The sequence below is a fragment of the Parasporobacterium paucivorans DSM 15970 genome (assembly GCF_900141895.1).
GTDB classification, from domain to species: domain Bacteria; phylum Bacillota; class Clostridia; order Lachnospirales; family Lachnospiraceae; genus Parasporobacterium; species Parasporobacterium paucivorans.
In genome coordinates, this window is the sequence record NZ_FQYT01000004.1 from 82,472 (window position 1) to 108,554 (window position 26,083).

18 protein-coding genes are annotated in these 26,083 nt (G+C 47.3%); 4 read left to right on the top strand and 14 right to left on the bottom strand.

Annotation, left to right across the window (positions count from 1 at the left end; translation table 11 throughout):
• Positions 1–3: 3 nt before the first annotated feature.
• The 4 genes from ssnA to BUA79_RS02430 form a co-directional block, all read right to left on the bottom strand.
• Positions 4–1,344, bottom strand: coding sequence for a putative aminohydrolase SsnA (gene ssnA, locus BUA79_RS02415; protein WP_073992777.1), 1,341 nt, complete (start codon positions 1,342–1,344; stop codon positions 4–6).
• Positions 1,341–2,573 (bottom strand): threonine synthase, encoded by a 1,233-nt coding sequence (locus BUA79_RS02420; RefSeq protein WP_073992778.1) that lies wholly within the window; start codon positions 2,571–2,573, stop codon positions 1,341–1,343. The genes ssnA and BUA79_RS02420 overlap by 4 nt, the downstream gene beginning before the upstream one ends.
• Before the next feature lie 18 nt (positions 2,574–2,591).
• Entirely contained in the window at positions 2,592–4,067 is a 1,476-nt protein-coding gene (locus BUA79_RS02425) for a pyridoxal-phosphate dependent enzyme (RefSeq protein ID WP_073992779.1), read from the bottom strand.
• A 145-nt stretch (positions 4,068–4,212) separates the two neighbouring features.
• Complete coding sequence (locus BUA79_RS02430; protein WP_073992780.1) at positions 4,213–4,416, bottom strand: cold-shock protein; 204 nt, start codon at positions 4,414–4,416, stop codon at positions 4,213–4,215.
• Positions 4,417–4,672: 256 nt separating this feature from the next.
• Between BUA79_RS02430 and BUA79_RS02435 the strand changes: the two genes are divergently transcribed.
• The 4 genes from BUA79_RS02435 to BUA79_RS02450 are packed head-to-tail and all read left to right on the top strand — an operon-like array spanning position 4,673 to position 9,321.
• Positions 4,673–5,884, top strand: coding sequence for a YgeY family selenium metabolism-linked hydrolase (locus tag BUA79_RS02435; RefSeq protein WP_073992827.1), 1,212 nt, complete (start codon positions 4,673–4,675; stop codon positions 5,882–5,884).
• Positions 5,881–7,074, top strand: coding sequence for a knotted carbamoyltransferase YgeW (gene ygeW, locus BUA79_RS02440; RefSeq protein WP_094757269.1), 1,194 nt, complete (start codon positions 5,881–5,883; stop codon positions 7,072–7,074). The genes BUA79_RS02435 and ygeW overlap by 4 nt, the downstream gene beginning before the upstream one ends.
• Before the next feature lie 14 nt (positions 7,075–7,088).
• Positions 7,089–8,024 (top strand): carbamate kinase, encoded by a 936-nt coding sequence (gene arcC, locus BUA79_RS02445; protein ID WP_073992782.1) that lies wholly within the window; start codon positions 7,089–7,091, stop codon positions 8,022–8,024.
• A gap of 4 nt (positions 8,025–8,028) precedes the next feature.
• Positions 8,029–9,321, top strand: a complete 1,293-nt coding sequence (locus BUA79_RS02450) for an amidohydrolase family protein (RefSeq protein ID WP_073992783.1) — start codon at positions 8,029–8,031, stop codon at positions 9,319–9,321.
• Here BUA79_RS02450 and BUA79_RS02455 read toward each other — a convergent pair.
• From BUA79_RS02455 to BUA79_RS02500, 10 genes are all read right to left on the bottom strand, one after another.
• On the bottom strand, positions 9,300–10,250 hold the full coding sequence (locus BUA79_RS02455) for an ABC transporter permease (RefSeq protein WP_073992784.1): 951 nt from the start codon (positions 10,248–10,250) through the stop codon (positions 9,300–9,302). The two genes, BUA79_RS02450 and BUA79_RS02455, sit on opposite strands and share 22 nt — an antisense overlap.
• Positions 10,250–11,344, bottom strand: a complete 1,095-nt coding sequence (locus BUA79_RS02460; protein WP_073992785.1) for an ABC transporter permease — start codon at positions 11,342–11,344, stop codon at positions 10,250–10,252. The genes BUA79_RS02455 and BUA79_RS02460 overlap by 1 nt, the downstream gene beginning before the upstream one ends.
• Entirely contained in the window at positions 11,337–12,872 is a 1,536-nt protein-coding gene (locus tag BUA79_RS02465) for an ABC transporter ATP-binding protein (protein ID WP_073992786.1), read from the bottom strand. The genes BUA79_RS02460 and BUA79_RS02465 overlap by 8 nt, the downstream gene beginning before the upstream one ends.
• A gap of 103 nt (positions 12,873–12,975) precedes the next feature.
• Complete coding sequence (locus BUA79_RS02470) at positions 12,976–14,124, bottom strand: BMP family ABC transporter substrate-binding protein (protein ID WP_073992787.1); 1,149 nt, start codon at positions 14,122–14,124, stop codon at positions 12,976–12,978.
• A 118-nt stretch (positions 14,125–14,242) separates the two neighbouring features.
• Positions 14,243–16,486, bottom strand: coding sequence for a DNA gyrase/topoisomerase IV subunit A (locus BUA79_RS02475; protein WP_073992788.1), 2,244 nt, complete (start codon positions 16,484–16,486; stop codon positions 14,243–14,245).
• Between the two features lie 10 nt (positions 16,487–16,496).
• Positions 16,497–18,419, bottom strand: a complete 1,923-nt coding sequence (locus BUA79_RS02480; RefSeq protein WP_094757261.1) for a DNA gyrase/topoisomerase IV subunit B — start codon at positions 18,417–18,419, stop codon at positions 16,497–16,499.
• Between the two features lie 80 nt (positions 18,420–18,499).
• Complete coding sequence (gene trpS, locus BUA79_RS02485) at positions 18,500–19,504, bottom strand: tryptophan--tRNA ligase (RefSeq protein WP_073992789.1); 1,005 nt, start codon at positions 19,502–19,504, stop codon at positions 18,500–18,502.
• A 25-nt stretch (positions 19,505–19,529) separates the two neighbouring features.
• On the bottom strand, positions 19,530–22,730 hold the full coding sequence (carB, locus tag BUA79_RS02490; protein WP_073992790.1) for a carbamoyl-phosphate synthase large subunit: 3,201 nt from the start codon (positions 22,728–22,730) through the stop codon (positions 19,530–19,532).
• Positions 22,723–23,802: a carbamoyl phosphate synthase small subunit gene (locus BUA79_RS02495; protein ID WP_073992791.1), complete on the bottom strand. Its 1,080-nt coding sequence runs from the start codon at positions 23,800–23,802 to the stop codon at positions 22,723–22,725. Before BUA79_RS02495 ends, carB begins: the two co-directional genes overlap by 8 nt.
• A 766-nt stretch (positions 23,803–24,568) precedes the next feature.
• Positions 24,569–26,026, bottom strand: a complete 1,458-nt coding sequence (locus tag BUA79_RS02500; protein WP_094757262.1) for an IS1182 family transposase — start codon at positions 26,024–26,026, stop codon at positions 24,569–24,571.
• Positions 26,027–26,083: the final 57 nt, after the last annotated feature.

Below are 26,083 nucleotides of genomic sequence, written 5' to 3' on the forward strand. Positions count from 1 at the left end.
CCTTTACCTGTCGATCCCGCGTATTGACTCCCATAAACCGGCTGCCTGGACCCTGGATCTGGCAAGCAGTTCCTCTTCATCGGTCTGTGTGAGTTTCCTGTCTTTCATAAGAATGGTTCCGTCTATCATGGTGGTTACGACGCTTCTCCCGCTCATTCCAAAGAGGATATGGGAATTGTAATTCTCCCCAGTCATCGGCGTCAGGGGAATGTAATCCGTGACAATGATGTCCGCCGCCGCACCTGGTCTCAGAACGCCCAGCGGTGTATCAAAAAACCTTCCGGCAATCCTGGCATTATTGGCAAAAAGCATTTCCGGAACCTCCCCCCAGGCCGCACCGGGATCCTTCGTATCGTGTTTATGAAGGACATTGGCCGTCTTCATGGTTTCCATCATATCGGATGTATATCCGTCCGTTCCAAGTCCCAGAAGCACTCCTTTTGCATACATGTCCAATACCTTCGGACAGCCCACGGCATTCCCCATGTTGGATTCCGGGTTATGGATTACCACGGTTTCCGTCTCCCTAAGTATATCCATCTCCTCCTCGTTAATGTGCACGCAGTGGACTGCAAGGGTTTTGGACCCCAGAATGTTTCTGTCTTCGAGTCTTTTCACCACCGGAATCCCGTATTTCTTCAGAGAGTCCTCCACATCCGCGATGCCTTCCGCTACATGGATATGATATCCGATGCCCTTTTTATTTTCTGAAACGATATATTCCAGAATTTGATCAGACAGGGTAAAGGAAGCATGGAGCCCCATCATGGCCTTCAGCATGTCTCCCCCTTCGCTCTGTGCGTATTCTGCGAAATCAAAATTTTCCTTCACGGCCTGTTTTGCTTTTTCCTCTCCATCCCTTTCGGATACTTCGTAGCAGAGGCAGGTACGAACTCCCATCCTTCGGGCCGCCTCTGCAATGGTCTGCAGGCTCCCGCTTATGGATCCATAACTTGCGTGATGGTCAAAAACCGTGGTCACGCCATTCCTGATGCAGTCCAGATAGGTCGCACAGGCCGAAAGAGAAGTCTGTTCCAGGGTCAGTTTTCTGTCAAGACGCCACCACAGGCCTTCCAGAATCTGAGAAAAATTCTTTGGGGCATATCCCGGGATGGACATCCCTCTGGCCATGGCGCTGTATATATGGTGGTGGGTATTGATCAGTCCCGGCATAATTACGCCGCCAACCGCATCCAAAAATTCCGCTTCCGGATATTTCCCCTTCAGCTGTATGAAATCTCCTGCTTCCACAATGACATTTCCCTTTACGCACACTGCTCCGTTTTCATAATACGGATTCGCCGGATCCCTGGTTATCATCCGTCCGTTGCCAATAAGAATCATATTCTTACCTCCTTCAGCGCCCTGTCCAGACATTCCATGTCCGGTGTAATGGCCTTCGGTTTTCCCGCAGCCCGGATGGCGTTTGCCACATCCTTGAGTCCGTTGCCTGTGACCAGGCTGACCACGGTGGCGCCTGGGAGAATCCTTTTCATTTCCACTGCCTTTTTCAGCCCCGCCGTACCGGCTGCTCCCGCCGGCTCTGCAAATACCCCGCAGGTTCTCCCTAACAGCCGCATGGCTTGCATGATTTCTTCATCGCTGACATTTATGACAATTCCGCCGGATTCCTTAATGGCACGGATTGCCTTGTCCGGGTTTCTGGGAGCGCCTACGGCGATACTGTCTGCGATGGTGTTTTCTTCCATCGGTCTTACAGGGGCGTTTTCCTCAACCGCCCTGTTGACGGGGCAGCAGCCCTGTGCCTGTACGCTGATCAGCTTCGGAAGCCTGTTTATAAATCCGATTGCATAAAGATCCTTCAATCCCTTCCATACTCCGGAAATGGTGCAGCCGTCCCCCACGGATACAGCGATGTAATCCGGCATCTCATACCCAAGCTGCTCGGCGATTTCCATGGAAACTGTTTTCTTTCCCTCCACCAGGTATGGATTAATCGCTGCATTCCGGTTATACCAGCCGTACTTCTCAATGCCTTCTGCAGAAATCCGGAAGGTATCCTCATAATTCCCCTCCACCAGGAACACATGGGCACCGAACATCATAAGCTGGGCAAGCTTCCCCTCCGGAGCACGCTGCGGCACAAAGATATAGGATTCAAAATCTGCCGCCGCACAGCTTCCGGCCAGGGAGGAAGCGGCATTTCCAGTGGAAGAGCAGGCTATGGTACGAAGACCCGCTTCCGCAGCCTTCACAACCGCCATGACGGAAGCCCGGTCCTTAAGGCTGGCTGTAGGATTGATACCGTCATCTTTGATATGGAGCCGCTTTATACCGATTGACTCCGCCAGAAGAGGGGTTTCATATAAAGGCGACCAGCCAACCCGCAGCCTGCGCACCCTGTCCTCGCCTTCTGCCGGAAGCAGCTCCCTGTATCTCCACATGGTCTGTTCCCTGGAGGCGATTTTATCTTTGGTCAGTACCTGCCTGATGTATCCATAGTCATATTTTATGTCCAGTATCCCCCCACATTTCCTGCATGTGGTTATTGTGGGTGTCGCTTCATATTCAGCCCCGCAGGATATGCATACTGCAGATATTACCTGTCTCATAAGATCCACCGCCTTTGCTTACATATTATCCAGAACTCCCGCCCGCTCATTGAATTCGTTAATCAGCCGGTCAATTTCCCCGGTCTGTGCGTGCACCGCGCCCCAGGTTCCTTCCTGGTCATACCATAATGCCCGGAGTTCCTCTGCCGTCCTGCCCTGCTGTTCAACCCAGGTGTAATATTTCAGGTTATGAATCCGCTTCCTGGCCGTATAAGTCAGTTCTTCCAGATTGTCCGTTTTCATGCCCAGCATGTGCACATTATGGTCTATGGCAGCCATCTGCTGTGAATATGGACCATCCTCTTCCTCCAGCTCCTTTACGCGGGAACCATACATAACAGAAGAATCTGTAAGAACTGTCATGATTACATCTTCTGAACCCATTTCATAATATTTTGCCATTTTGATACAGCAAAGGACATTGGCTATGCCGGATATCCCAAATAATTCCAGTGCGGCAAGAGTTTCCTTAGAAACCTTTGCCTCATTTTCCAGATACTTCCTGCCTTCTTTTTCATTGAAGAGACGGAGCAGCTTCTGGCTGTCCTCGTCATCAATTGCCAGCACCATGTCGGTATTTTTCACGTTATGAATCCAGGGAACATGCTTATCCCCGATACCCTCAATTCTATGTTCTCCAAAACCATTGTTCAGGAGGGTCGGGCACTGCAGGGCCTCCCCAACGCCCACCCTTACCAGGGGGAATTTCTCCTTCAGATAGTCTCCGGCTCCGGTAGTTCCGGCAGAGCCGGATGTGACGCAGATACCGGAAAATCTTTTTTTATTGCCCTCCAGCTTGTGGAATGTCTCTTCCATAGCGCTTCCTGTGACCTCATAATGCCACAGATGGTTCCCCATTTCTTCGAACTGGTTGAAAATCATACAGTCCTTTCTGGTCCTCCGAAGTTCCCATGTTTTATCAAAAATCTCTTTTACATTGCTTTCACTGCCCGGCGTGGCAATGACCTCTCCGGCAATGGTCCTGAGCCATTCAAAACGTTCTCGGCTCATGCCTTCCGGCAGGATGGCAATGGAGTGGCAGGACAGGAGCCTGGAGTTAAATGCCCCTCCCCTGCAGTAATTTCCCGTGGAGGGCCATACAGCCTTATGGTAATCTGTATCGAACTGCCCGGTGACGAGCCGGGGAACCAGGCATCCGTATGCAGCTCCGACCTTATGGCATCCGGTCGGGAACCATTTCCCCACCAGACACACAATCCTTGCCTCCACACCAGTCAGAGAGGTCGGAAGCTCTATATAATTCACGTCCCCGAAAAGCCCTCCTGTCTCCTGGGGTTCATTTTTCCAGGTGATTCTGAAGAGGTTCAAGGGGTTAATGTCCCACAGTCCGGCCGTCTTGAGCCTCTCTTTGATCCTCTCCGGAATTTTATCCGGATTTTTCATCTGTTCAAAGGTCGGAATAATAATTTTGTTTTCTCTTGCCCGTCTGATGTTGTTCATCAGATTTGATTCGATTTTCTCAAGATTTATCATGCCTTTGCCCACCCTTTCCATTATTGCTTAAATTATAACACCCCTATTTTTCAAACACAATAAAAGTATCGCAGACAGGCTTTTTGACGCACAAAAAAAGCGGGTGCTTCACACCCGCCTGATACGCGAAACTTTATTTGAGCAATTACACTAACTGAACGTTAACTGCCTGATTTCCACGTGCACCTTTGGTTACTTCAAATGTAACTTCCTGGCCATCTTCCAGTGTTTTGAATCCGTCACTGGCAATTCCTGAGAAATGTACAAATACATCCTCACCTGTGTCTGTGTTTGTAATAAATCCGTATCCCTTTTGGCTGTTAAACCATTTTACTGTACCTCTGTTCATGAAAGTACCTCCCACTTATTAAAATATTATATTTAATCTGTTAATGCAAAATCACATATTTTCGTAAACCATTAAACATCTAATGATTTACAAAAATATGTGAATCAAGATGAACATTTAAATATGTGTTTAGATTACCATTTTTTCCTGTAAAAGTCAAGTAATTTTTAACATATCGGCAAAAATATTGATTTATTTTTCCCGTATGTTATTATAAAAATATACGAAAGAAAACCGGAAGGAAGGTATGGTTCTGATGGATTTTAAACGAGTAAAAGAAAGCGCTGCAGATTATCAGGATAACATGGTTGCCTTTTTAAGAGACTTGATCCGGATTCCCGGCGAAAGCTGCCATGAAAAGGAAGTGATTGCCCGTGTCCGTCAGGAAATGGAGGCTCTTGGTTTCGACAGAGTCGAGACCGACCCTATGGGAAACATCCTGGGCTATATGGGAAGCGGCAGTACGCTTATTGCGTTTGACGCCCATGTGGACACCGTGGGTATCGGTGAATTAACGAACTGGAGTTTCGATCCCTATGAGGGCTTCGAGGACGAAACCAGAGTGGGAGGAAGAGGGGCTTCTGATCAGCTTGGCGGCATTGTGTCTGCCGTCTACGGCGCCAGAATAATGAAGGACCTGAACCTTTTGAGTGATAAATACACCGTTCTGGTATCCGGAACGGTCCAGGAGGAGGACTGTGACGGACTGTGTTGGCAGTATATAATCAATGAAGACGGCATACGACCCGCATTCGTGGTTGTTACTGAACCCACGGACGGCAACATTTACCGGGGGCAAAGAGGACGTATGGAAATCCGTGTAGAGGTCAAGGGCATATCCTGTCATGGGTCCGCTCCCGAGCGGGGAGATAATGCCATTTATAAAATGGCAGATATCATCCAGGAAGTACGCGACCTGAACGTACGGCTCGGATACGATGAATTCCTGGGGGCAGGCACACTGGCCGTCTCCCAGTCCTTTTACAGTTCGCCTTCCCGATGCGCAGTTGCTGATATGAGCGCCATCTCCATCGACCGCAGGCTCACCGCAGGGGAAACGCAGCAGTCCGCCCTGGAAGAAATCAGAGAACTTCCTTCCGTAAAAAAATACGATGCACAAGTCACCATGTATACATATGGCAGTCCCAGCTACACAGGTCTTGTATACCCTACTGACTGCTATTTTCCCACCTGGGTAATCCCGGAGGATCACCCGGTTACAAAGGCTATGGTGGAAACCTACGAAGAAATGTACGGAACCCCCCAGGTAGGCAAATGGACCTTTTCCACCAATGGTGTCTCCATCATGGGGCGGTTTGGTATACCGTGCATCGGCTTCGGTCCCGGAAGGGAGGACCAGGCTCACGCCCCCAACGAAGTCACCTGGAAGGCAGATCTTGTCAAGTGTGCAGCCGTGTATGCCGCGCTTCCGGGCATTTACGGCAAACCGAGAAAGGAGAACATATAATGAAACTGCAGGATTACATCGATCACCTGGATAAGCTTGCTTTTGAGAATATGTACGGCAGTGATTTTTTCCTGACCTGGGAAAAATCAGATGATGAAATAGCAGCCACCTTTTTGGTTGCAGATGCCTTACGGCATTTGCGGCAGAGCAATACTTCGACCCGGATTTTCGACAGCGGCCTCGCTATTTCGCAGTTCCGGGACAATTCCACACGTACGCGCTTCAGTTTTGCATCCGCCTGCAATATGCTGGGTCTGGAAGTGCAGGATCTGGATGAGGAAAAGTCCCAGATTGCCCACGGGGAGACCATTCGGGAAACATCCAACATGATTTCTTTTATGGCAGATGTCATCGGCATCCGGGACGACATGTACATTGGAAAAGGCAATGAATATATGCGTATGGTGGCAGATGCCGTCCAGGAAGGCTGGGAGGACGGTCTTCTGGAACAGCGTCCTTCCCTGATCAACCTTCAGTGCGATATCGATCATCCCACGCAGTGCATGGCGGATATGCTGCATATTATCCACCACTTCGGCGGGACAAAAAATCTGAAGGGAAAGAAACTGGCCATGAGCTGGGCATACTCCCCCTCTTACGGAAAGCCCCTGTCCGTTCCACAGGGCGTTATCGGCCTGATGACCAGAATGGGTATGGATGTTGTGCTGGCTCACCCGGAAGGCTATGAGGTAATGGCAAACGTGGAAGACGTGGCCATCCGGAATTCCAAGGCCTCGGGCGGAAGCTTCCAAAAAACAAGCAGCATGAAAGAAGCCTTTTCGGGAGCGGACATTGTTTATCCTAAGAGCTGGGCCCCCTATGCGGCAATGGAAGAGCGTACCCTGTTATATGAAAAGCGCGATTTTGAAGGGATCGGGGAACTGGAAAAATCCCTTCTTGCCAAAAACGCCGTACATAAAGACTGGGAGTGCACCGAGGACATGATGGCATTGACCCGGGATAAGAGTGCCCTTTATATGCACTGCCTCCCGGCAGACATTTCCGGGGTCAGCTGTGTCCAGGGCGAAGTTGCCTCCTCTGTTTTCGACCGTTACAGGATACCACTATATAAGCAGGCAGGTTACAAACCATATATCATTGCAGCCATGATATTCCTCAGTAAGATCAAGGATCCTCAGAAAACGCTGCTGACCATGAGGGACCGGAAACTGAAACGATTCTTCGATTAACCGGAGGGCATTCCATGAAAAAACGCATTGTCATTGCTTTAGGCGGAAACGCATTAGGCAGCTCCCTCGCGGAGCAGATGATTGCCGTAAAAAAGACTTCCATGGCAATAGCCGGCCTGATTGCCCAAGGACATGACGTTGTCATTACCCATGGCAATGGTCCCCAGGTCGGCATGATTCAGGAAGCCATGGATATTTTTTCAGATATTTCCCCCAAGCATCCGCGGATACCCCTGACGGTCTGCGTGGCCATGAGCCAGGCATACATCGGTTACGATCTTCAGAATGCGCTGAGGGAAGAGCTGATCAACCGGGGAATAGACAAATCCGTCTCCACGGTTATCACCCAGGTCCTGGTGGATAAGGATGATTCGGCCTTTCAGAATCCGGTCAAGCCCATCGGGAATATCCTTTCCCAAGAGGAACTGGCGGCAGCCCTCGGAAATAATAAGCCTGTACTATTTGAGGCGGGAAAAGGCTACCGCAGAGTGGTGGCTTCTCCGCGCCCGATTGCCGTCATTGAGCAGGGCAGCATCAACGCCCTTCTGAACGCCGGTGAGGTGGTGATTGCCTGTGGCGGCGGCGGCATTCCCGTAGTGGCAGAGGGCAGACATCTTAGAGGAATTCCTTCCGTTATCGACAAGGATTTCTCCAGCTGCGTCCTGGCACAAAACATACAGGCGGAAACCCTGATCATACTGACCGCGGTCGAGAAAGTCTCCATATACTTCGGTTCTCCCCATCAAGTGGACCTGGACAGCATTACGACCACACAGGCACGGAAATACATGGAAGAAGGACATTTTGGGGCGGGCTCCATGCTCCCCAAAATCACAGCGGCCATCGAATTTGCTGAATCTGGCGAGCACAGGGTATCCCTTATCACGCTTCTGGAGAAGGCATCGGAAGGAATCGCCGGAAAGACAGGCACAAGAATCACGAAAGGATGAACGTATGTTGAAAATAATCCGCGGGGATATTCTCTTTGCCCCAGACAAAAACAGATACGAGCTTTGGGAAGATTCCTATGTCTTAGTCAAAAAAGGTATCGTTCTCTCCGTTGTCAAGGAACTCCCCCTTTCCTGCTGGAACCAGCCCGTGGAGGATTTCCGCAACTGCCTGATTATTCCCGGATTCGTGGATCTTCACCTGCATGCCTCCCAGTGGCCAAATATGGGAATCGGCTATGATTTTCAGCTCCTTGAGTGGTTGAAAAAATATACTTTTCCTCTGGAAAGCACCTTCAGCGATATGGAGACAGCCAGAAAGCATTACGAAAGTTTCATCCATGAGCTTTCGGCATCCATGACCACCAGGGCATGTATTCTGGCTACCCGGCACCTGCCCGCTACCCGCCTGCTGGTTTCCATGCTCAGAGAATCCGGCCTGGGGGCTTTCGTGGGCAAAGTAAACATGGACAGGAATGCGGATCCTCCACTGCTGGAAAATACGGAGGATTCCATCGAGGAAACCAGGCTGCTGGCACAGGAAATGCAGGAATTTGAGCAGTTCCATCCGGATACCCTGGTCCATCCTATCCTTTCGCCCCGCTTTGTCCCAAGCACCACGCCTGAATTGATGACTGCCCTGGGAAAGATGGCGCAGGAGTACGATCTCCCCATACAATCTCACCTGGATGAAAACCTGGATGAAATCGCCTGGGTCAGACAGCTGCATCCAGGCGATCTTGATTTTGCCCATGTATACGAAAGGTTCCACCTTCTGAAACCGGATAAAACCATCATGGCCCATTGCATTCATATGACCGAGGATGAAATACGTCTAATAAAGGACAGACGGATTTTCATCGCTCATTGTCCATCTTCCAATTGCAACCTGGCAAGCGGCATTATGCCTCTCCGAAAATACCTGGATAATGATATGCTGATAGGAATCGGTTCGGATATTGGAGGAGGGAACACCCTGGATATGCGTGCTCATGTGCAGCTGGCCATGCAGATGTCCAGGCTCTATTATTCCGCCAACCGCTCCTTTAAACCTGTATCTGTGCGGGAGGCCTTCTACCTTGCCACCAAAGGCGGAGGACGCTTTTTTGGCAAGGTGGGAAGCTTTGAAAAAGGATATGAATTTGACGCCCTGGTCATAGACGACGGATACAAAAAAGGATTACCGGATAAGCCTTCCCTGGAAACCAGGCTGGAAAAGCTTATAAATACCGATAATCCTGTTCTTATAATCAAAAAGTACGTGCGCGGAAAAGAAATTCAGCGGTCTTCCCTGAAGTAGTTTATTCCGCAGCCTGCAGGTTGGGAATTTTCCTTCGACTGCCTTATGGAAGTAACTATCAGAACCAGAGCCGTAACAAGGAAAGGCAGCATATCATAAAAGGCTTCCGGAATTCCCACGGAGGGAACGTAGTAGCGGAGTATATTGAACGCGCCAAAGACAAAGGACCCAAATATTGCCCTGACGGGGCTCCAGGCAGCAAATATTACAAGGGCAACGGCAATCCAGCCAAAACCTCCCACGCTGTTGCTTATCCAGACACCGTTATTGATGATCATGGCGCAGTAAACTCCGCCTATCCCACATATTCCGCCGCCAAGGATGATATTGATGTATTTCAGCTTTGTAACCCTTATTCCCGCTGCGTCCGCAGCGGAAGGATTCTCTCCAATCGCTCTCAGGCTGAGGCCTGTCTTTGTTTTCTTCAGATACCACCAAAGTACGATGGCAATGACAATTCCGAGGTATACAAAGGGATTATAGGAGAACAGAAGCTTTCCGACCACAGGAAGATTACTGAGGCCCTCTATATTGATGCTTCTCATCTGCCCTGTAATCTTTTCGGGAAGTTTAAGAGTTCCCGATTCGGAAAGTCCAAGGTAGTATAATCCAAGAAAATTTCCCAGTCCGATTCCGAATATCGTAAGAGTAAGACCGGTGACATTCTGGTCTGCCATAAAGGTTACGGTAAGTACAGCGTATATGGCCGCACCTACTGCCCCGCCCAGAAAGGCGGCAATCAGGGAAAGCAGAAAGCTGTCCGAGTAATAACCCACCATGAATCCCGAAACGGCTCCCATGGACATCATCCCTTCCACTCCCAGGTTCAGGTGTCCGGACTTCTCATTCAATATCTCCCCAACCGTTCCGTATAAAAGAGGTGTGCCGGAAATCACCGCGGCTGCAATGAATTTTATAACCATCTCCATCAGTCAGTCCCTCCTTTTTTTCTGCGGATAAATCTGTACCTAACGAAAAATTCACATCCCAGGACGAAAAACAGTATGATTCCCTGCAGCACCTCGGATGAGTCCGTCGAAAGTCCGAACTCAGACTGTATGACCGTACTTCCTTTTTCCAGAACGCTGAACAGAAATGATACCAGAAGAATGGTAAACGGATTCAGCCTGGCCAGCCATGCCACGATGATGGCGGTAAATCCCACGCCTCCGGCAACTGCTGTTGCAAGGGTCATATCTGAGCCTGTTGCAGATACCATGCCAGTAATCCCGCAGATTCCACCGCTTATGAACATGGTCCTGAGGACAATTTTCCTTACATTCATTCCGGCATATCTGGCAGTGGCTTTACTTTCTCCCACAACGTTGATTTCATACCCGTGCTTTGAATATCTCATATAAATGAAGACCAGGACAACCAGGATGATTCCGATTATCCAGCCTGCCTGCACCCCAAAAATCTTGTCCAACTGTGCATTTTTTGAAAATCTTGCAATTTTGGGAAATCCCCCGGATTCAGGGTCTGCCCAGGGTCCATCCCGAAGGAATACAATGATATAAAGGGCAATGTAATTCAGCATCAGGGTAAACAGTGTCTCGTTTGTGTTATACCGCACTTTGAAAAACGCAGGAATCAGACCCCATATTCCACCACCGATGATACCGGCGATAATCATCAGGATTATAAGCAGAACATGCGGAAGGCCGTCAAAAAACAGGGCGAAATAGGAAGCAAATATTGCCCCCATGATTACCTGTCCCTCCGCACCGATATTCCAGAACCTCATCCGGAATGCCAGGGTGATTCCCAAAGAGGTAATCAAAAGCGGTATCATGTATTTGATGGTAGCCTGTATGGCCATTTCGCTTCGGAAGGATCCCCGGATAATCGTCCAGTATACAGAAATAGGGTTATGCCCAACTGCAAGTATGAAAACACCTCCGGCTACCAGGGCAAGGCCAAAAGCCGCAAGCCTTAGAAACATGGCGTTTTTAGCCGTCAACTCATTTCTTTTTCCAATTCGGATAAGTGGTTCTTTCGCAGTATTGTTCATATTAGCCATGAGCCTCTGCCTCCCCTCTTACGGAATCGGTCATCATAAGCCCAATCTCCTCTTTGGTCGTCTCCGCCGCCGCTACGATTCCGGTCACCTCTCCATGGCACAGAACCATAATACGGTCAGAAAGCTCCAAAAGGACATCCAGATCTTCACCGATAAATATTATGGCAACATTTTTCTTTTTTTGTTCGTTAAGCAAATCATATATTACGTAGGAGGAATTTATGTCCAGCCCCCTCACCGGATAGGCCGTAATGAGAAGGTTTGGACTGGATTCTATCTCCCTTCCAAGCAGTACTTTCTGAACATTTCCGCCCGAAAGATGCCTGACCGGTGTTTCCGTGCCAGGAGTACGGATTTCCAGCTTGCCGATCAGGTCCTGCGCCAGCTTTTTGGCCGGCTTTTTATCAACGAAAATTCCTTTATTCTTGTTGTAGCTTTTCAGGAGCATATTGTCAGTCATCCCCATGGAAGCGACAAGCCCCATTCCCAGCCTGTCCTCGGGAACAAAGCTCATATGTATGCCCAGGTCGATGATTTCTTTGGGTGATTTCCCAATGATATTTTCCTTTTCATAGAGGATCGCACCTTTTTTTGGTCTCATAAGTCCCGCAATCGTTTCACAGAGTTCCTTCTGACCGCTGCCCGCAATGCCTGCCACCCCCAGTATCTCGCCCCGGAAAATATCAAAACGAACATCATCGATGGCTTTTGTACCGTCCTCCCGGTAAACCGTCAGGTCAACCACTTCGAGCAGCTTATCCCCCCTGTCGACTTCCAGGCGTTCTATTTCCAGGCTGATGGGCCGTCCTACCATAAGCTCCGTCAATTCGGTAACGGACGTTTCACTGGTTTTCACCGTATCGATGTATTCTCCTTTGCGCAGGATGACGACCCTGTCGCTGACAGCCATTACTTCATTCAGCTTATGAGTGATGATTATGATGGACCTTCCCTGATCCCGCATTTTTCTGAGTATTTCAAACAGTTTTTCGGTTTCCTGAGGAGTCAGAACCGCCGTAGGCTCATCCAGGATCAGCACATTCGCCCCCCTATAGAGAGCCTTCATGATTTCCACCGTCTGCTTCTCGCTTACTGACATGTTATATACTTTCTGTTCCGGATTGATTTCCAAACCGAATTTCCGGCTCAGTTCCACAATCTCCTGTTTCAGGACTTTCGGCTTTCTTCTCTTTTCTTTTGTTCCCAGCACGATGTTATCCATCGCATTAAAAACCTCTACCAGTTTAAAATGCTGGTGAATCATTCCAATCCCAAAATTCATTGCATCCGTGGGAGAGTTTATGACCGCTTCCTCCCCGTTGACCAGGATGGTGCCCTGATCTGGATGGTAGATACCCGAAATCATGTTCATGAGGGTTGTCTTGCCCGATCCGTTTTCGCCCAAAAGCGCCAGAATTTCACCCTTTTCCAGCGTAAGATTAATATTGTCATTTGCCTTTACACTTCCAAAGGATTTCGTTATTCCCCTGCATTCAATTGCGTAATTTGTACTCTTCGTCTCCGCCATTAATCCACCTGCGCCTAAATATTAATTAAGGGGCTGTTGACAAACAGCCCCTTAGCTTAAATCAATTTTATTGTTTCACACTTTATTTGTCAATTAAATTAGCTTATTTAACTACAATATTTTTGAAGTACCAGTTGATGCCTCCGGTGATTTCCGCATCGGACAAGGTGGATCCTTCTTTGCCGACCGTCGTTCCTTCATTTGTTTCGATTACTCCATCAAAAACATTGAAAGATCCATCGAGAATAGACGCTTTTGCCTGATCAACCGCTTCCGCCGTTCCATCTGCACAGAAAGCGGAGAGATCCGTAATACCAACAAGTCCTTCTTTCATTCCACCATAATAGTTGGAACCATCCCATGTTCCATCAATTAAACTCTGGACAGCTGCCGTGTAGTATACACCCCAGTCCCACACTACCGAGGTAAGCGTTGCATCCGGAGCATCCTTGCTCATATTGGAGTTGTATCCAACTCCCCAGACGCCGGCTTCTTCCGCCGCAAGCTGTGGATTTGGTGTATCACAGTGCTGGCCGATTACATCACAGCCTTCTGCTATTAATGCTTTTGCCGCACTGGTTTCTGCTTCCGGATCATACCAGCTGTTTGTGACTTTTACAAATACCTGTGCCTCCGGATTTACGGAATATACACCCATTGCAAATGCATCCAGTCCACCCGTAACTTCAGAATTTTCCTTATCCATTGCAGCAACAAAACCAACCTTGTCCGATTCGGTCTTAAGGCCCGCTACAATGCCTGCAAGATATCTTGCCTGATAAATTCTGCCGAAATAGTTGATGAAGTTCTGTCCGTTTGACTTATAGCCGGATCCATGAGCAAAATATACGTCCGGGAATTCCTCTGCAAGCGCCTCGCAGGTATCCATATAGCCCCAGCTTGTTGCGAAGATAATATTGCATCCGTCTTCGATACATTCTCTCATGGCTGTTTCAATAGCTGTCGGATCACTGTCTGAAATATTGTTCTTACGTATAATCTGACTGTCTTCCAGACCCAGGTTTTGCTGCATTGCCACGATTCCCTGGTCGTGGGTAAATGTGTATCCGGATCCTTCCGCCGGATCGGATATGTGAATCACGCCAACTTTGATGTCCTCTTTGGCAATCCCCCCTGCTTTGGTAGTCTCGGAACCACTGGTGGTTGCTTCATCCCCTGAGCCGGAACATCCAGCAAGAACAAGTGACAGCGATAAAACAAGTGACAGAGCAAGGCCGATAATCTTTTTCATAATTTTCTCTCCCTTTTCATAAACTTTTTGTACTATTATATTATCCCAGATTAATTATAATTGCAACCAAAAAAGGGGATGAACCGGCCCTTTTGGACAGCCACATCCCCTCCATTGATTACAGACGGATTTTCGTTCCTTTTGTATCTCTCTTTGCTATTTTCAGTTTCTTCAGGTCGACCGGTTTTCCTGCGGACTCCCCTTGCGTTTCCTCTGATTCCTCAAACACATAGACTTCTTCCACAAAGTCATCCTCAGATAATTTAATTCCTCTTACGCCTATGGCTCCCTTTTTCTTTTCAGGCACTTCATCCGCTCTGAATTTCAGGAAATACCCTTTAGCAGTCTGCAGGACCACCAGTGTATCCGGCCCGGTTTTCCATATGCTTATCACCCGGTCCCCTTCTGCCAGCTTGGAAGCTGCAACGGTCTTTTTGACCACTTCAAACTCTTTGGTGTCCACCATCTTCATCATTCCCTGCCTGGTGGTAAATAACAGCTTATTTGCAGCCAATTCAGCTGCCGAACAGACCAGCACAATATTTTCCTGTTTGCTGTTATAATTGCTTATATTGTCCACGGGCTTCCCTTTATCTCTGAATTTAAGATATGGAATGTCCAGCACCTTAATCAGATGAAGATTCCCGGTATCCGTAAATATGCATATCTTATCTGTATTCATGCAGGGGATTACCCGTTTATTTTCTGCATGCACCGCCTCCTTGTTTCTCTCATAGGATGCGGCATCTATGGTCTTGATATATTCAAATCGGTCCATCAGCAAGACGACTTCCTGCTCCGTAACGGGGTTTTCCTCATACACCGCAGCCTGTCCGTCTTCAATGGCGGTTTTTCTTTCCACGGCGTATTCTTTTCTGATATCCTCCAGATCCTTGATGATGACCTTAGTCATGACATCTCTGTTCCCGAGGATTTTTTCATATTCGGCGATTTTTTTCAATATCGCATCATACTCTTTCTTCAGTGAGAGTATTTCCAGACCGATTAATTTATAGAGCCTCATTTCCAGGATTGCAGTTGCCTGCCTTTCCGTGAAATTCAGGGTTGCCGCTTCCTTTTCGGAGGCTTCACTTTTGAATCGGATTTTCCCGGTATTTCCATTAATCAGACAGTCTCTGGCCTGCTTGATGTTGGAGCTGCCCCTGAGGATCTCGATGATCAGGTCAATGATATTGCAGGCGCGGATCAGGCCCTCCTTGATTTCCTTCTGCTCCAGCTCCTTGGTCAGCAGGGTGGTGTATTTCCGTGTCAGTATTTCATACTGGAAATTGGAACTGTGTTCAATGATTTTTTTGAGGCTCAGCACTTCCGGACGGTTGTCTACGATGGCCAGCATGTTCACGCCAAAGGTGTCTTCAAGCTTGGTCTTTTTATAGAGCATGTTCTCCAGCTTTTTGACATCGGCGTTCTTGCGCAGTTCCAGGACGATCCGGATTCCTTCCTTAGACGACTCATTGGATATATCCGTGATATCCGCTGTTTTTTTGTTTTCCACCAGCATGCAGATATCGGAGATGAATTTACCGATGTTTGCTCCAATCATAGTGTAAGGAATTTCTGATATGACCAGCTTATCCTTGTCTGTTTTCCTTTTGCCGGGTTCAAATTCGACTTTTCCCCGGAGCTTGATTTTTCCGGAGCCGGTTTCATAGATTTCCCGCAGCTCGCTCTTATTGACTACAAATCCACCCGTCGGGAAATCAGGACCCTTTATGTATTCCATCAGTTCCATGGTCGTAATCCCGGTATTTTTCAGGTATGCGATAACGGCATCCACCACCTCCCCCAGATTGTGAGCGGGGATGCTGGTTGTCATTCCTACGGCAATTCCTTCCGCTCCGTTTACAAGCAGATTGGGAACCCTTACCGGGAGCACTACAGGCTCTTTTTCCGTTTCATCAAAATTGGCGACAAAATCCACCACATTTTTATCCAGATCCGCCAGGTATACGTCCTGGGTGAATTTCTTGAGTTTGGCCTCTGTGTAACGCATAGCGGCCGCGCCATCCCCTTCGATAGACCCGAAGTTTCCATGCCCATCCACCAGAGCCATGCCCTTTTTGAAGTCCTGTTCCAGTACCACCAGGGCGTCGTATATGGAGCTGTCCCCGTGGGGGTGGAACTTACCCATTGTATCGCCTACAATACGGGCCGATTTCCTGTGGGGCTTATCATAATTCAGTCCCAGTTCGTTCATGGCGTAAAGTACCCGCCGCTGTACAGGCTTCAATCCATCTCTTGCATCCGGCACTGCCCTCGCGCAGATTACGCTCATGGCATAGTCGATATAGGATTTCTGCATGATTTCGGAATATTCTGTTTTTATTATATTTTCTGCCATCCTCAGCCTCCTATAAATCTAAATCCGCATAATGCGCATTCTGATAGATGAAGGAACGGCGGCGAGGTACATCATTGCCCATCAGCATGGATGTTACTTCCGATGCCATCTTGCCGTCCTCAATCTCTATCTGCCTCAGCACCCGTGTCTCCGGATTCAGGGTCGTCTCCCAGAGCTGATCCGCATCCATCTCTCCCAGACCTTTAAACCGCTGGAGGGTAAATGTTCCTTTATGGGCCCTGCGGTATTTTTCCAGTGCCTGGTCGTCATAAAGATATTCTTCCTTCCCTGATTTCGGTATGGCTTTGTATAGGGGCGGCATAGCCTGGTAGATATGTCCTTCGCTTATCAGTTCCGGCATGAATCTATAGAAAAAGGTCATCAGCAGGGTGGCGATGTGGGCACCGTCCACGTCGGCATCGCTCATGATAATGATTTTATCGTATCTGAGCCGGCTAATATCAAAGTCATTGCCGTAGCCTTCGGAAAAGCCACAGCCAAAAGCATTGATCATGGTTTTGATTTCACTGTTAGCAAGCACCTTATCCATGGTTGCCTTCTCCACGTTCAGGATCTTGCCACGGATAGGCAGTATAGCTTGAATCTTCCTGTCCCTGGCTGTTTTAGCCGACCCTCCGGCCGAATCACCTTCCACGATGAACACTTCGCAATCCTTTGGGTTCCGGCTTTCACAGGTGGCCAGCTTTCCATTGCTGTCGATGACAAACTTCTGTCTGGTAAGCAGGTTGGTTCTTGTCTTTTCCTCTTCCTTTCGGATTCTGGCAGATTTTTCCGCGCATCCAATTACCTCTTTCAAGGTTTCCAGGTTCTTGTCGAAGAACCTCTGCAGTTCCTCGCCGGTCACTTCTGCCATTACTTTTCCGGCATCCGGATTATCCAGTTTTGTTTTTGTCTGGCCTTCAAATCTTGGATCCGGATGCTTGATGGCTATCACGGCTGTCATCCCGTTCCTGACGTCCTGTCCCGTGAAGTTGGCATCTTTCTCCTTCAGTATGCCAATCTCCCTGGCATACTGGTTGATTACCGTGGTGAACTTTGACTTAAATCCGGTCAGATGGGTTCCACCCTCCTGTGTGTAAATATTGTTGCAGAATCCCAGGATATTTTCCTGGAACTCATTCACAAACTGAATGGCGGCCTCCACTTCTATACCTTCAGACTTCTTCTTGAAATATATGACCTCATGAACCGGTTCTTTCTCCTGATTCAGTTCCCGCACGTATGCGGCAATTCCTTCTTCTTCCTTATAGATCAGCCGTTCCTCTTCACCAGGACGCTTGTTGTCAAATATCACTGTAAGATTCGGATTAAGATAGGCAGTCTCATGAAGACGGCTCATAATCATATCTGCCTTGAAATATGTTTTCTCAAAGATTTCATTATCTGGAAGAAATTTCACCATCGTGCCAGTGTCGTTTTTTCTGCAGGTTCCCACCTCTTCCAGGGGATGCATTACCTTCCCTCTCTCGTATCTCTGCCTGAAAATCTTTCCATCCCTCTTTATCGTGACCTCCAGCCATTCTGAAAGGGCATTCACAACGGAAGCTCCCACGCCATGGAGGCCGCCTGAGATTTTATACCCGCCTCCGCCGAACTTTCCGCCTGCATGGAGCATCGTAAAAACGACCTCCACCGCAGGAAGTCCCGTTTTGGTATTGATTCCTACAGGAATCCCCCTCCCGTTGTCCTGAATGGTTGCGGTTCCGTCTTCCTCCAGTGTCACAAATATCTCCGAACAGTATCCCGCCAGATGCTCGTCCACAGCGTTGTCTACTATTTCATAAATCAGGTGGTTCAGGCCTCTGGTTGATATGCTGCCAATATACATGCCGGGTCTCTTTCGGACAGCTTCCAGTCCCTCGAGTATGGAAATGCTGTTCTCGTCATAATTGTTCATCTGCACTTTACTCATACTTACATAACCCTCTCTTTTTTACCCGGGATGAAATTCAAATAGTTAGACTGACGTCTAACTATCTGCTTCCCAACCTTTTATTTTATTCTGTCCGGGAATCCAACCTTTCGCTGCACTTTTCTCAGTGTTTTACCTGCTGCATAATTTGCTTTTTCCGCATTGGTTTTTATGATTCCATCAATATAATCTTTGTTCTTGCTCAGATCGTCAAATCTGTCCTGGAGAGGCTTGAGAACGGATATCACGGATTCTCCCACTGCCACCTTGAAATCTCCATAGCCGGAATTCTCGAATTCTTTTTCCACCTCGGCTGCGCTGCTGCCGGTAATGGCCATATAAATATCCATCAGATTCCGGATTCCAGGCTTGTCTTCCGAATATATAACCTGATTGTCGCTGTCCGTTACAGCTCTTTTGAATTTTTTTATGATTACATCCGGTTTATCGGTCAGGAGAATGCCAGCGTTCGGGTTCTCGTCTGATTTCGACATCTTTTTGGTCGGTTCCTGCAGGCTCATAACCCTTGCTCCAGCCTTCCCAAAATACGGCTCCGGTATCGTAAATACATCTCCGTATATGCCGTTAAATCTCTGGGCGATATCGCGGGTTATCTCCAGATGCTGTTTCTGGTCTGCTCCGACCGGCACCACATCTGACTGGAAGAGCAGGATATCTGCCGCCATCAGCACAGGATAGGTAAACAGTCCTGCATTTATATTATCGGAATGCTTTTCCGACTTGTCCTTAAACTGAGTCATTCTGTTCAGCTCGCCCATATAGGTGAAGCAGTTCAATATCCAGGAAAGCTCTGCATGCGCTGAAACATGGGACTGGTAATACAAGCAGTTCTTTTCGGGGTTGATTCCAGCCGCAATATAAAGCATGAGAAGGTCTCTGGCTCTTTTCCTGAGTTGGGCCGGATCCTGTCTGACCGTGATGGAGTGCAGGTCAACGACACAGTAAAAACAGTCATACTCTTCTTCCAGGACCACCCAGTTTTTCAGGGCTCCCAGGTAATTACCCAATGTTAGAGTTCCAGTTGCCTGCATGCCGCTGAAAAGTGTCTTCTTATCGCCAATCATTCATAATTCCTCCATTGTCTAAGTTTTAGATGATCGATGCAATGTCAATAGGAGTAAGATTTTCTTTGGCATCGCTTTCCAGGCTCGTAAGCAGGGCATTTGCGGTATCCAGAGAGGTAAGGCAGGTCACCCCTGTTTCAATCGAAGTCCTCCTTATGATAAAGCCATCCCTGGTTTTATCTCTTCCCTGTGTAGGTGTATCAATCACCAGGTCTATCTGGTGTGACAGGAGCAGATCCAGCACCGTTGGGGATTCCTGATTCAATTTATTCACTTTAATGGCATTAACGCCGTTTTCTTTTAATACCTGGGCAGTTCTTCTCGTAGCGTAAATTTCATAACCGAGAGCTTCAAACCGTCTGCCCACGGAAACGGCATCTTTTTTATCCGCATCATTTACGGTTATGATAACCTTTTTATTCTTGGGAAGATCGACTCCAGCGCCCAAAAACGCCTTATACAGAGCTTCCTCAAAAGTTTTTGCAATCCCCAGACATTCTCCCGTGGACTTCATTTCCGGTCCAAGACTTATGTCGGCTCCTCTGAGTTTTTCAAAAGAAAATACCGGCATCTTGATGGCATAATAGTCGTTGGAAGGGTGCAGACCCGGCGTATAGCCCAGTCCTTTTATGGTGTCTCCCAGAATCACCTTGGCAGCTATCTGCACGATGGGAAGGCCTGTCACCTTGCTGATATATGGCACGGTACGGCTGGAACGTGGATTCACCTCGATTACATAAACTTTCTCTCCGGATACGATAAACTGGATGTTTATCAGTCCCTTTACATGAAGAGCCTTTGCAAGCCGCCTGGTATAATCCACGATTATTTCCGTCACTGCATCCGAAATGGTCACTGTCGGATACACGGAAATACTGTCTCCGGAATGGATTCCCGCTCTTTCGATATGTTCCATGACTCCCGGAATCAGAATGTCTTCCCCGTCACATACCGCATCCACTTCCACTTCTTTTCCCATCATATATTTATCCACCAGAATCGGGTGCTCCTGGGTGATCAGGTTTACATTATCGATATACTCGATGATTTCCTCGTCCGAGAATGCAATCTGCATTCCCTGGCCGCCAAGAACATAGGACGGTCTTACAAGAACCGGATAACCCAGTCCTCTGGCCACAGCCACCGCTTCCTGGCTGGTATACACGGTCTTTCCCTCTGGTCTTGGAATCTCGCACTGCTCAAGAATTGCATCAAACAGTTCCCTGTCTTCTGCGGCATCCACATCTTCTGCTTTTGTTCCCAGGATAGGTACTCCCATTTCCATAAGGCTCTTAGTCAGCTTGATGGCTGTCTGCCCACCGAACTGCACCACAGCTCCATCCGGCTTCTCTATATTGACGATATTTTCCACATCCTCCGGTGTAAGCGGCTCAAAATAAAGCTTGTCGGCTATATCAAAATCCGTGCTTACCGTTTCAGGATTGTTGTTGACGATAATGGTTTCATATCCCTCATTCTTAAATGCCCAGGTGCAGTGTACCGAGCAGTAATCAAACTCGATTCCCTGTCCTATCCGGATGGGGCCTGAACCAAGAATCAGAACTTTTTTCTTTCCAGCCGAAGGCATAGCTTCATTCTGGCTTCCAAAGCAGGAGTAGTAGTAAGGCGTCTCCGCCTCGAATTCTGCCGCGCAGGTATCTACAATCTTAAAGACCGCCACAATGTTGTTATCCATCCGCATTTTTTTGACGAATTCTGCCGTCTTGCCTGTCAGTTTTGCGATGACCGTATCCGGAAATTCTATTCTTTTGGCTTCTGCCAGAAGCTCCGGCGTCAATGGCTTGCTGTTAAGCGCCTGTTCCATCTCCACCAGGATAGCTATTTTATCGATAAACCATGGGTCGATCTTTGTTATGTCATTGATCGTCTCGTAGTCCATTTTACGGCGTACGGCCTCCGCGATGACAAATATCCGTCGGTCGTCCACAAGGGCCAGTTCCTCAAGCAGTTCATCATAGGATAAATCCTTATAACCATAGGACATAAGGCTGTCCACGTTCTGCTCCAGGGATCGTAGGGCTTTCATAAGAGCACCTTCAAAATTCGTACAGATGCTCATTACCTCTCCTGTTGCCTTCATCTGCGTGGTCAGAGTCCTTTTGGCATGAATGAATTTATCAAAAGGAAGCCTCGGAATTTTCACGACACAGTAGTCCAGGGCAGGCTCAAAGCTGGCAAACGTCTTGCCAGTAATGGCATTTTCAATCTCGTCCAGCGTGTAGCCCAGAGCGATCTTTGCGGCAACCTTTGCAATCGGATAGCCGGTCGCCTTGGAAGCCAGGGCGGAGGAGCGGCTAACCCTGGGGTTAACCTCAATAACGCAGTATTCAAAACTGGTCGGATGGAGGGCATACTGCACATTGCAGCCGCCTTCGATGGCCAGTTCATTTATAATATTTAAGGCTGAGGTCCTCAGCATCTGATATTCTTTGTCAGAAAGTGTCTGGGAAGGAGCGACTACGATACTGTCCCCCGTATGGACCCCTACCGGATCCAGATTTTCCATATTACATACCGTAATGCAGCTTCCCTTGCTGTCACGGATCACTTCATATTCAATCTCTTTCCATCCGGCAATACATCGTTCTACCAGAACCTGTCCCACACGGCTCAAACGCAGTCCGTTTGACAGGATGTCCATCAGTTCCTGCTGGGTGTCCGCTATGCCGCCGCCGCTGCCGCCAAGGGTGTAAGCCGGCCTGAGTACAACCGGGTAGCCAATTTCATTGGCAAAGTCGATTCCGTCCTCTACATTCTCCACTACCATGGAAGATGCACATGGCTCATTGATTTTCTCCATTGTGTTCTTGAATTCTAGCCTGTCCTCTGCTTTTTTAATTGTCTGGGACGTGGTTCCAATCAGCCTTGCTCCGTTCCTTCCCAGGAATCCGGATTCATCCAGTTCCATGGCAAGGTTCAGGGCCGCCTGCCCGCCAAGGGTCGGCAGGATGCTGTCCGGTTTTTCCATCTGAATAATTTTTTCCAGAACTTTTACTGTGAGAGGCTCAATATATACTTTATCTGCAATGTCTCTATCCGTCATGATTGTGGCCGGATTCGAATTTACCAGCACAACCTCGATTCCTTCCTCTTTCAGGGAACGGCACGCCTGTGTACCGGCATAGTCAAACTCCGCAGCCTGTCCGATTACAATTGGTCCGGAACCTATAACCATTACTTTCTTAATATCCGGATTTTTAGGCATTCTTCTTATCCTCCATCATCTTAATGAACTCGTCAAACAACAGCTCCGTGTCCTGTGGTCCGGCACAGGCCTCCGGATGAAACTGCACCGTAAAGATATTTTTGTCCTTAAACTGAAGACCTTCAACGGTACCGTCATTTACGTTGATGAATTTAACTTGTGCAATATCTTGATCAATTGTTTTTTCATCTACCATATAACCGTGGTTCTGCGTAGAAATATAGACCTTTCCGGTGGCGAGATCCTTTACAGGATGATTCGCGCCTCTGTGTCCGTATTTCATCTTAAGGGTATCGGCCCCTGTGGCCAGAGCCATCAGCTGATGCCCAAGGCAGATTGCAAAAATCGGAATATCCGTATTATACAGTTTTTTTATTTCTTCAATGATGGAAGTACAGTCCTTAGGATCCCCCGGACCGTTCGAAAGCATGATGCCATCCGGATTGGAGCAGATTATTTCTTCGGCAGAAGTGAAGGCCGGATAAACAGTTACCTCACACCCTCTTTTATGTAAAGAATTTGCAATATTTTTCTTTGTTCCAAAATCATATAGGGCTACTTTGTGTTTTCCGCCCTCGAGAACCGTTTTTGATTTGCGTGAAACTTTTTCGATTACCCCTTTTGAGGAGTATGTTTTTAATTTTTCTTTTACTTCTTCCATGTCGAATTTTTCGTTGGTTGTAATCATTCCGATCATGGTACCCTTTTCCCTGAGTATTTTTGTAAGGGCTCTCGTATCAATGCCGCTGATGCCAGGTATTTCATATTTTTCCAGGAAGTCCTGAATGCTGATATCGCTTCTGAAGTTGCTCGGCCTCCGTGACAGTTCTCTGACAATGAACCCGTCCGGCCATGGCCTGTCTGATTCCATATCCTCAAAGCAGACTCCGTAGTTGCCAATGAGCGGATATGTCATGACCACTGCCTGACCTGCGTAGGAAGGATCCGTAAGCACCTCAGGATAACCCGTCATGGAGGTGTTAAAGACGATTTCACTTATTACTTCTTTCTGTGAGCCGATGGATGTTCCCGTGAATACCGTTCCATCTTCTAATATTAAGAAAGCTTTCATATTTTAGGATTCCTTTCTTGTCTGTTGTTTTTCTATCGAATTCCAAATTGTTAAGATTATACCTTATAAGATAAATTATTTCAACCTGGTTTTTACTTATATTATAATCTTAACCAGTCACATAATTTGTTAATTATGTCTAATTTTATCAAACATGATATTCCCCCAAAAATCGTGCTTTCTCAAAACAACTCATTATATCACACTTTGTCAAATCATGTCGTATTCCTGGAAAATTGTATTCGATATTTAATTATACATTAATGTTTCTCTTAATTCCAGAATATTTAACTTCGTAATATCCCTGCATGACAAAAACAGCCTCTGCATTCCTGCAAAGGCTCAGACTGTAGACAAAGCGGTGCTAGGGCATGAGCCCTAGCACCGCTTTGTCTACAGTCTGAATATATATTTTACTATTTATGTATATATTTGTAAATTATTATTTATAACTATTGTAATACATTATGTTGTGATATATATTAATTTAAGAAGTAAAGATTAGTTATAGACAGTAAAATAAGAAAAAGGGGGAATATATTAGTATGGCTATATTTATTTATTATACGGGAATATTGCATGGCATATTAGAGTTCGCATTTTTAATCCTTGGAATACTTTATTTTATTAAATATCTGAAGATGAAAAATTTAAAATAAAGTATGGTCCATGCCCTCGGAGAGCCCTTTATCTTTTGATGCAAAGTGTCAAAAGTAATAAAGGGTTACTCTTGTCAAGAGTAACACAGACTGTAGACAAAACGGTGCTAGGACATGAGCCCTAGCACCGCTTTTCTCTGATATCGCATAAAAAATAGCGATTTTAACATTTTATCTGTTAATACCCCGTCCATCAGACCTAACCCTTCTTTCGTTCTTGCCAGTTTCTTCAAGTTCATGCACGCAAAGGTAAGCCCGACCTTCATTTCCATCCGGGCTTTTCCCACTAGCTGTGTGTAACGGAATCCATGATTCTCTTTCGCGGTTCCGAAAATCCGCTCGATTGTTTCTTTCCTCTGAGAATAGAGTTCTTTCATCCCTATCGTATGACGTATGTCTTCACAAGCTTCCAGATACGGTTCCCAGATATGACGGGTAACTAGCTTCACATTGTCCTTGCTTCCGGTACATTGCTTCCGGCGTTCACACTGTGCGCATATCGTCCCGCAGCTTTTATATTCCCTGTAGCCGTCTCTATTTGTCGTGCTGTATCGGAGCATCTGGTTGCCCGGACATATATAGACGTCATTATACTCATCGTACACATACTCATGTTTCCTGAAATAACCCTCTTTTGTCATGGGTCTTTTATAAGGGAGAAGAGGGCGGACCCCATCGTCGATCAGCAACTTTGCAATAGCCGGCGTCTTATATCCCGCATCTGCAACCAGGGTTTTAATCCCGATTCCTTTTATCTTGTCATAGAGTCCCTTGAATGTGCGACTGTCATGAAGGTTTCCGGGACTTACGGTATACCCCAGGATCCATCCGTTCCTGTCACAGGCTGTCTCTATCCCGTAAGCGAATACGTGCTTATGCTCACCCTTGCGAAACCACCCGTTCTCCGGATCGGTGGTGCTTGCTTTGATCTCTCTTCCCGGTACATTTTCTCCGCCGGAAGGTGGCAGGTCATCATCATTCTTGTCTTTCCAAGGCTTCTTGCCATGGGATTCACGGTCTTTATTTATTTCCTTTTTGAGAAGCTCCTCATAAAAAAGGGCTTCTTCTCTTGCAATACGTTTCTGCATCTTCTTGCTGTTGGCACAGGCTTTCACGTGGGTCGCATCTACGAATACTTCACACGGATCTACGAACTTGAATTTATAGCATTCCTCAAGGATCCGAGAGAAAATCTGCTCGAAAAGGTCCGTGTCCTTGAATCTTCGGGTATAGTTCTTTCCAAACGTGGAGAAGTGGGGCGGTTTATCCATCATGTCCAGCCCTAAAAACCAACGGTAGGCTACATTAACCTCGATTTCCTTCATGGTCTGACGCATGCTTTTGATTCCATACAGATATTGGATAAAAGGGATTTTTATGAGCATGACCGGGTCCATGCTCGGGCGTCCATTGTCCTGGCTGTATTTGTCTTCCACCAGTTCATAGATGAAGCTCCAGTTGATTGCTTTATCTATGATTCGGAGAAGATGATTCTGTGGAACCATGTCATCCATGCAGAACATCTGAACCTGTTCTCTCTTTTTATCGGCATTCTGTGTCATCATAAGCTTATCACCACCTGTATTTGATACTTTTATTATATCAAAAACAAGCCTCAAAGT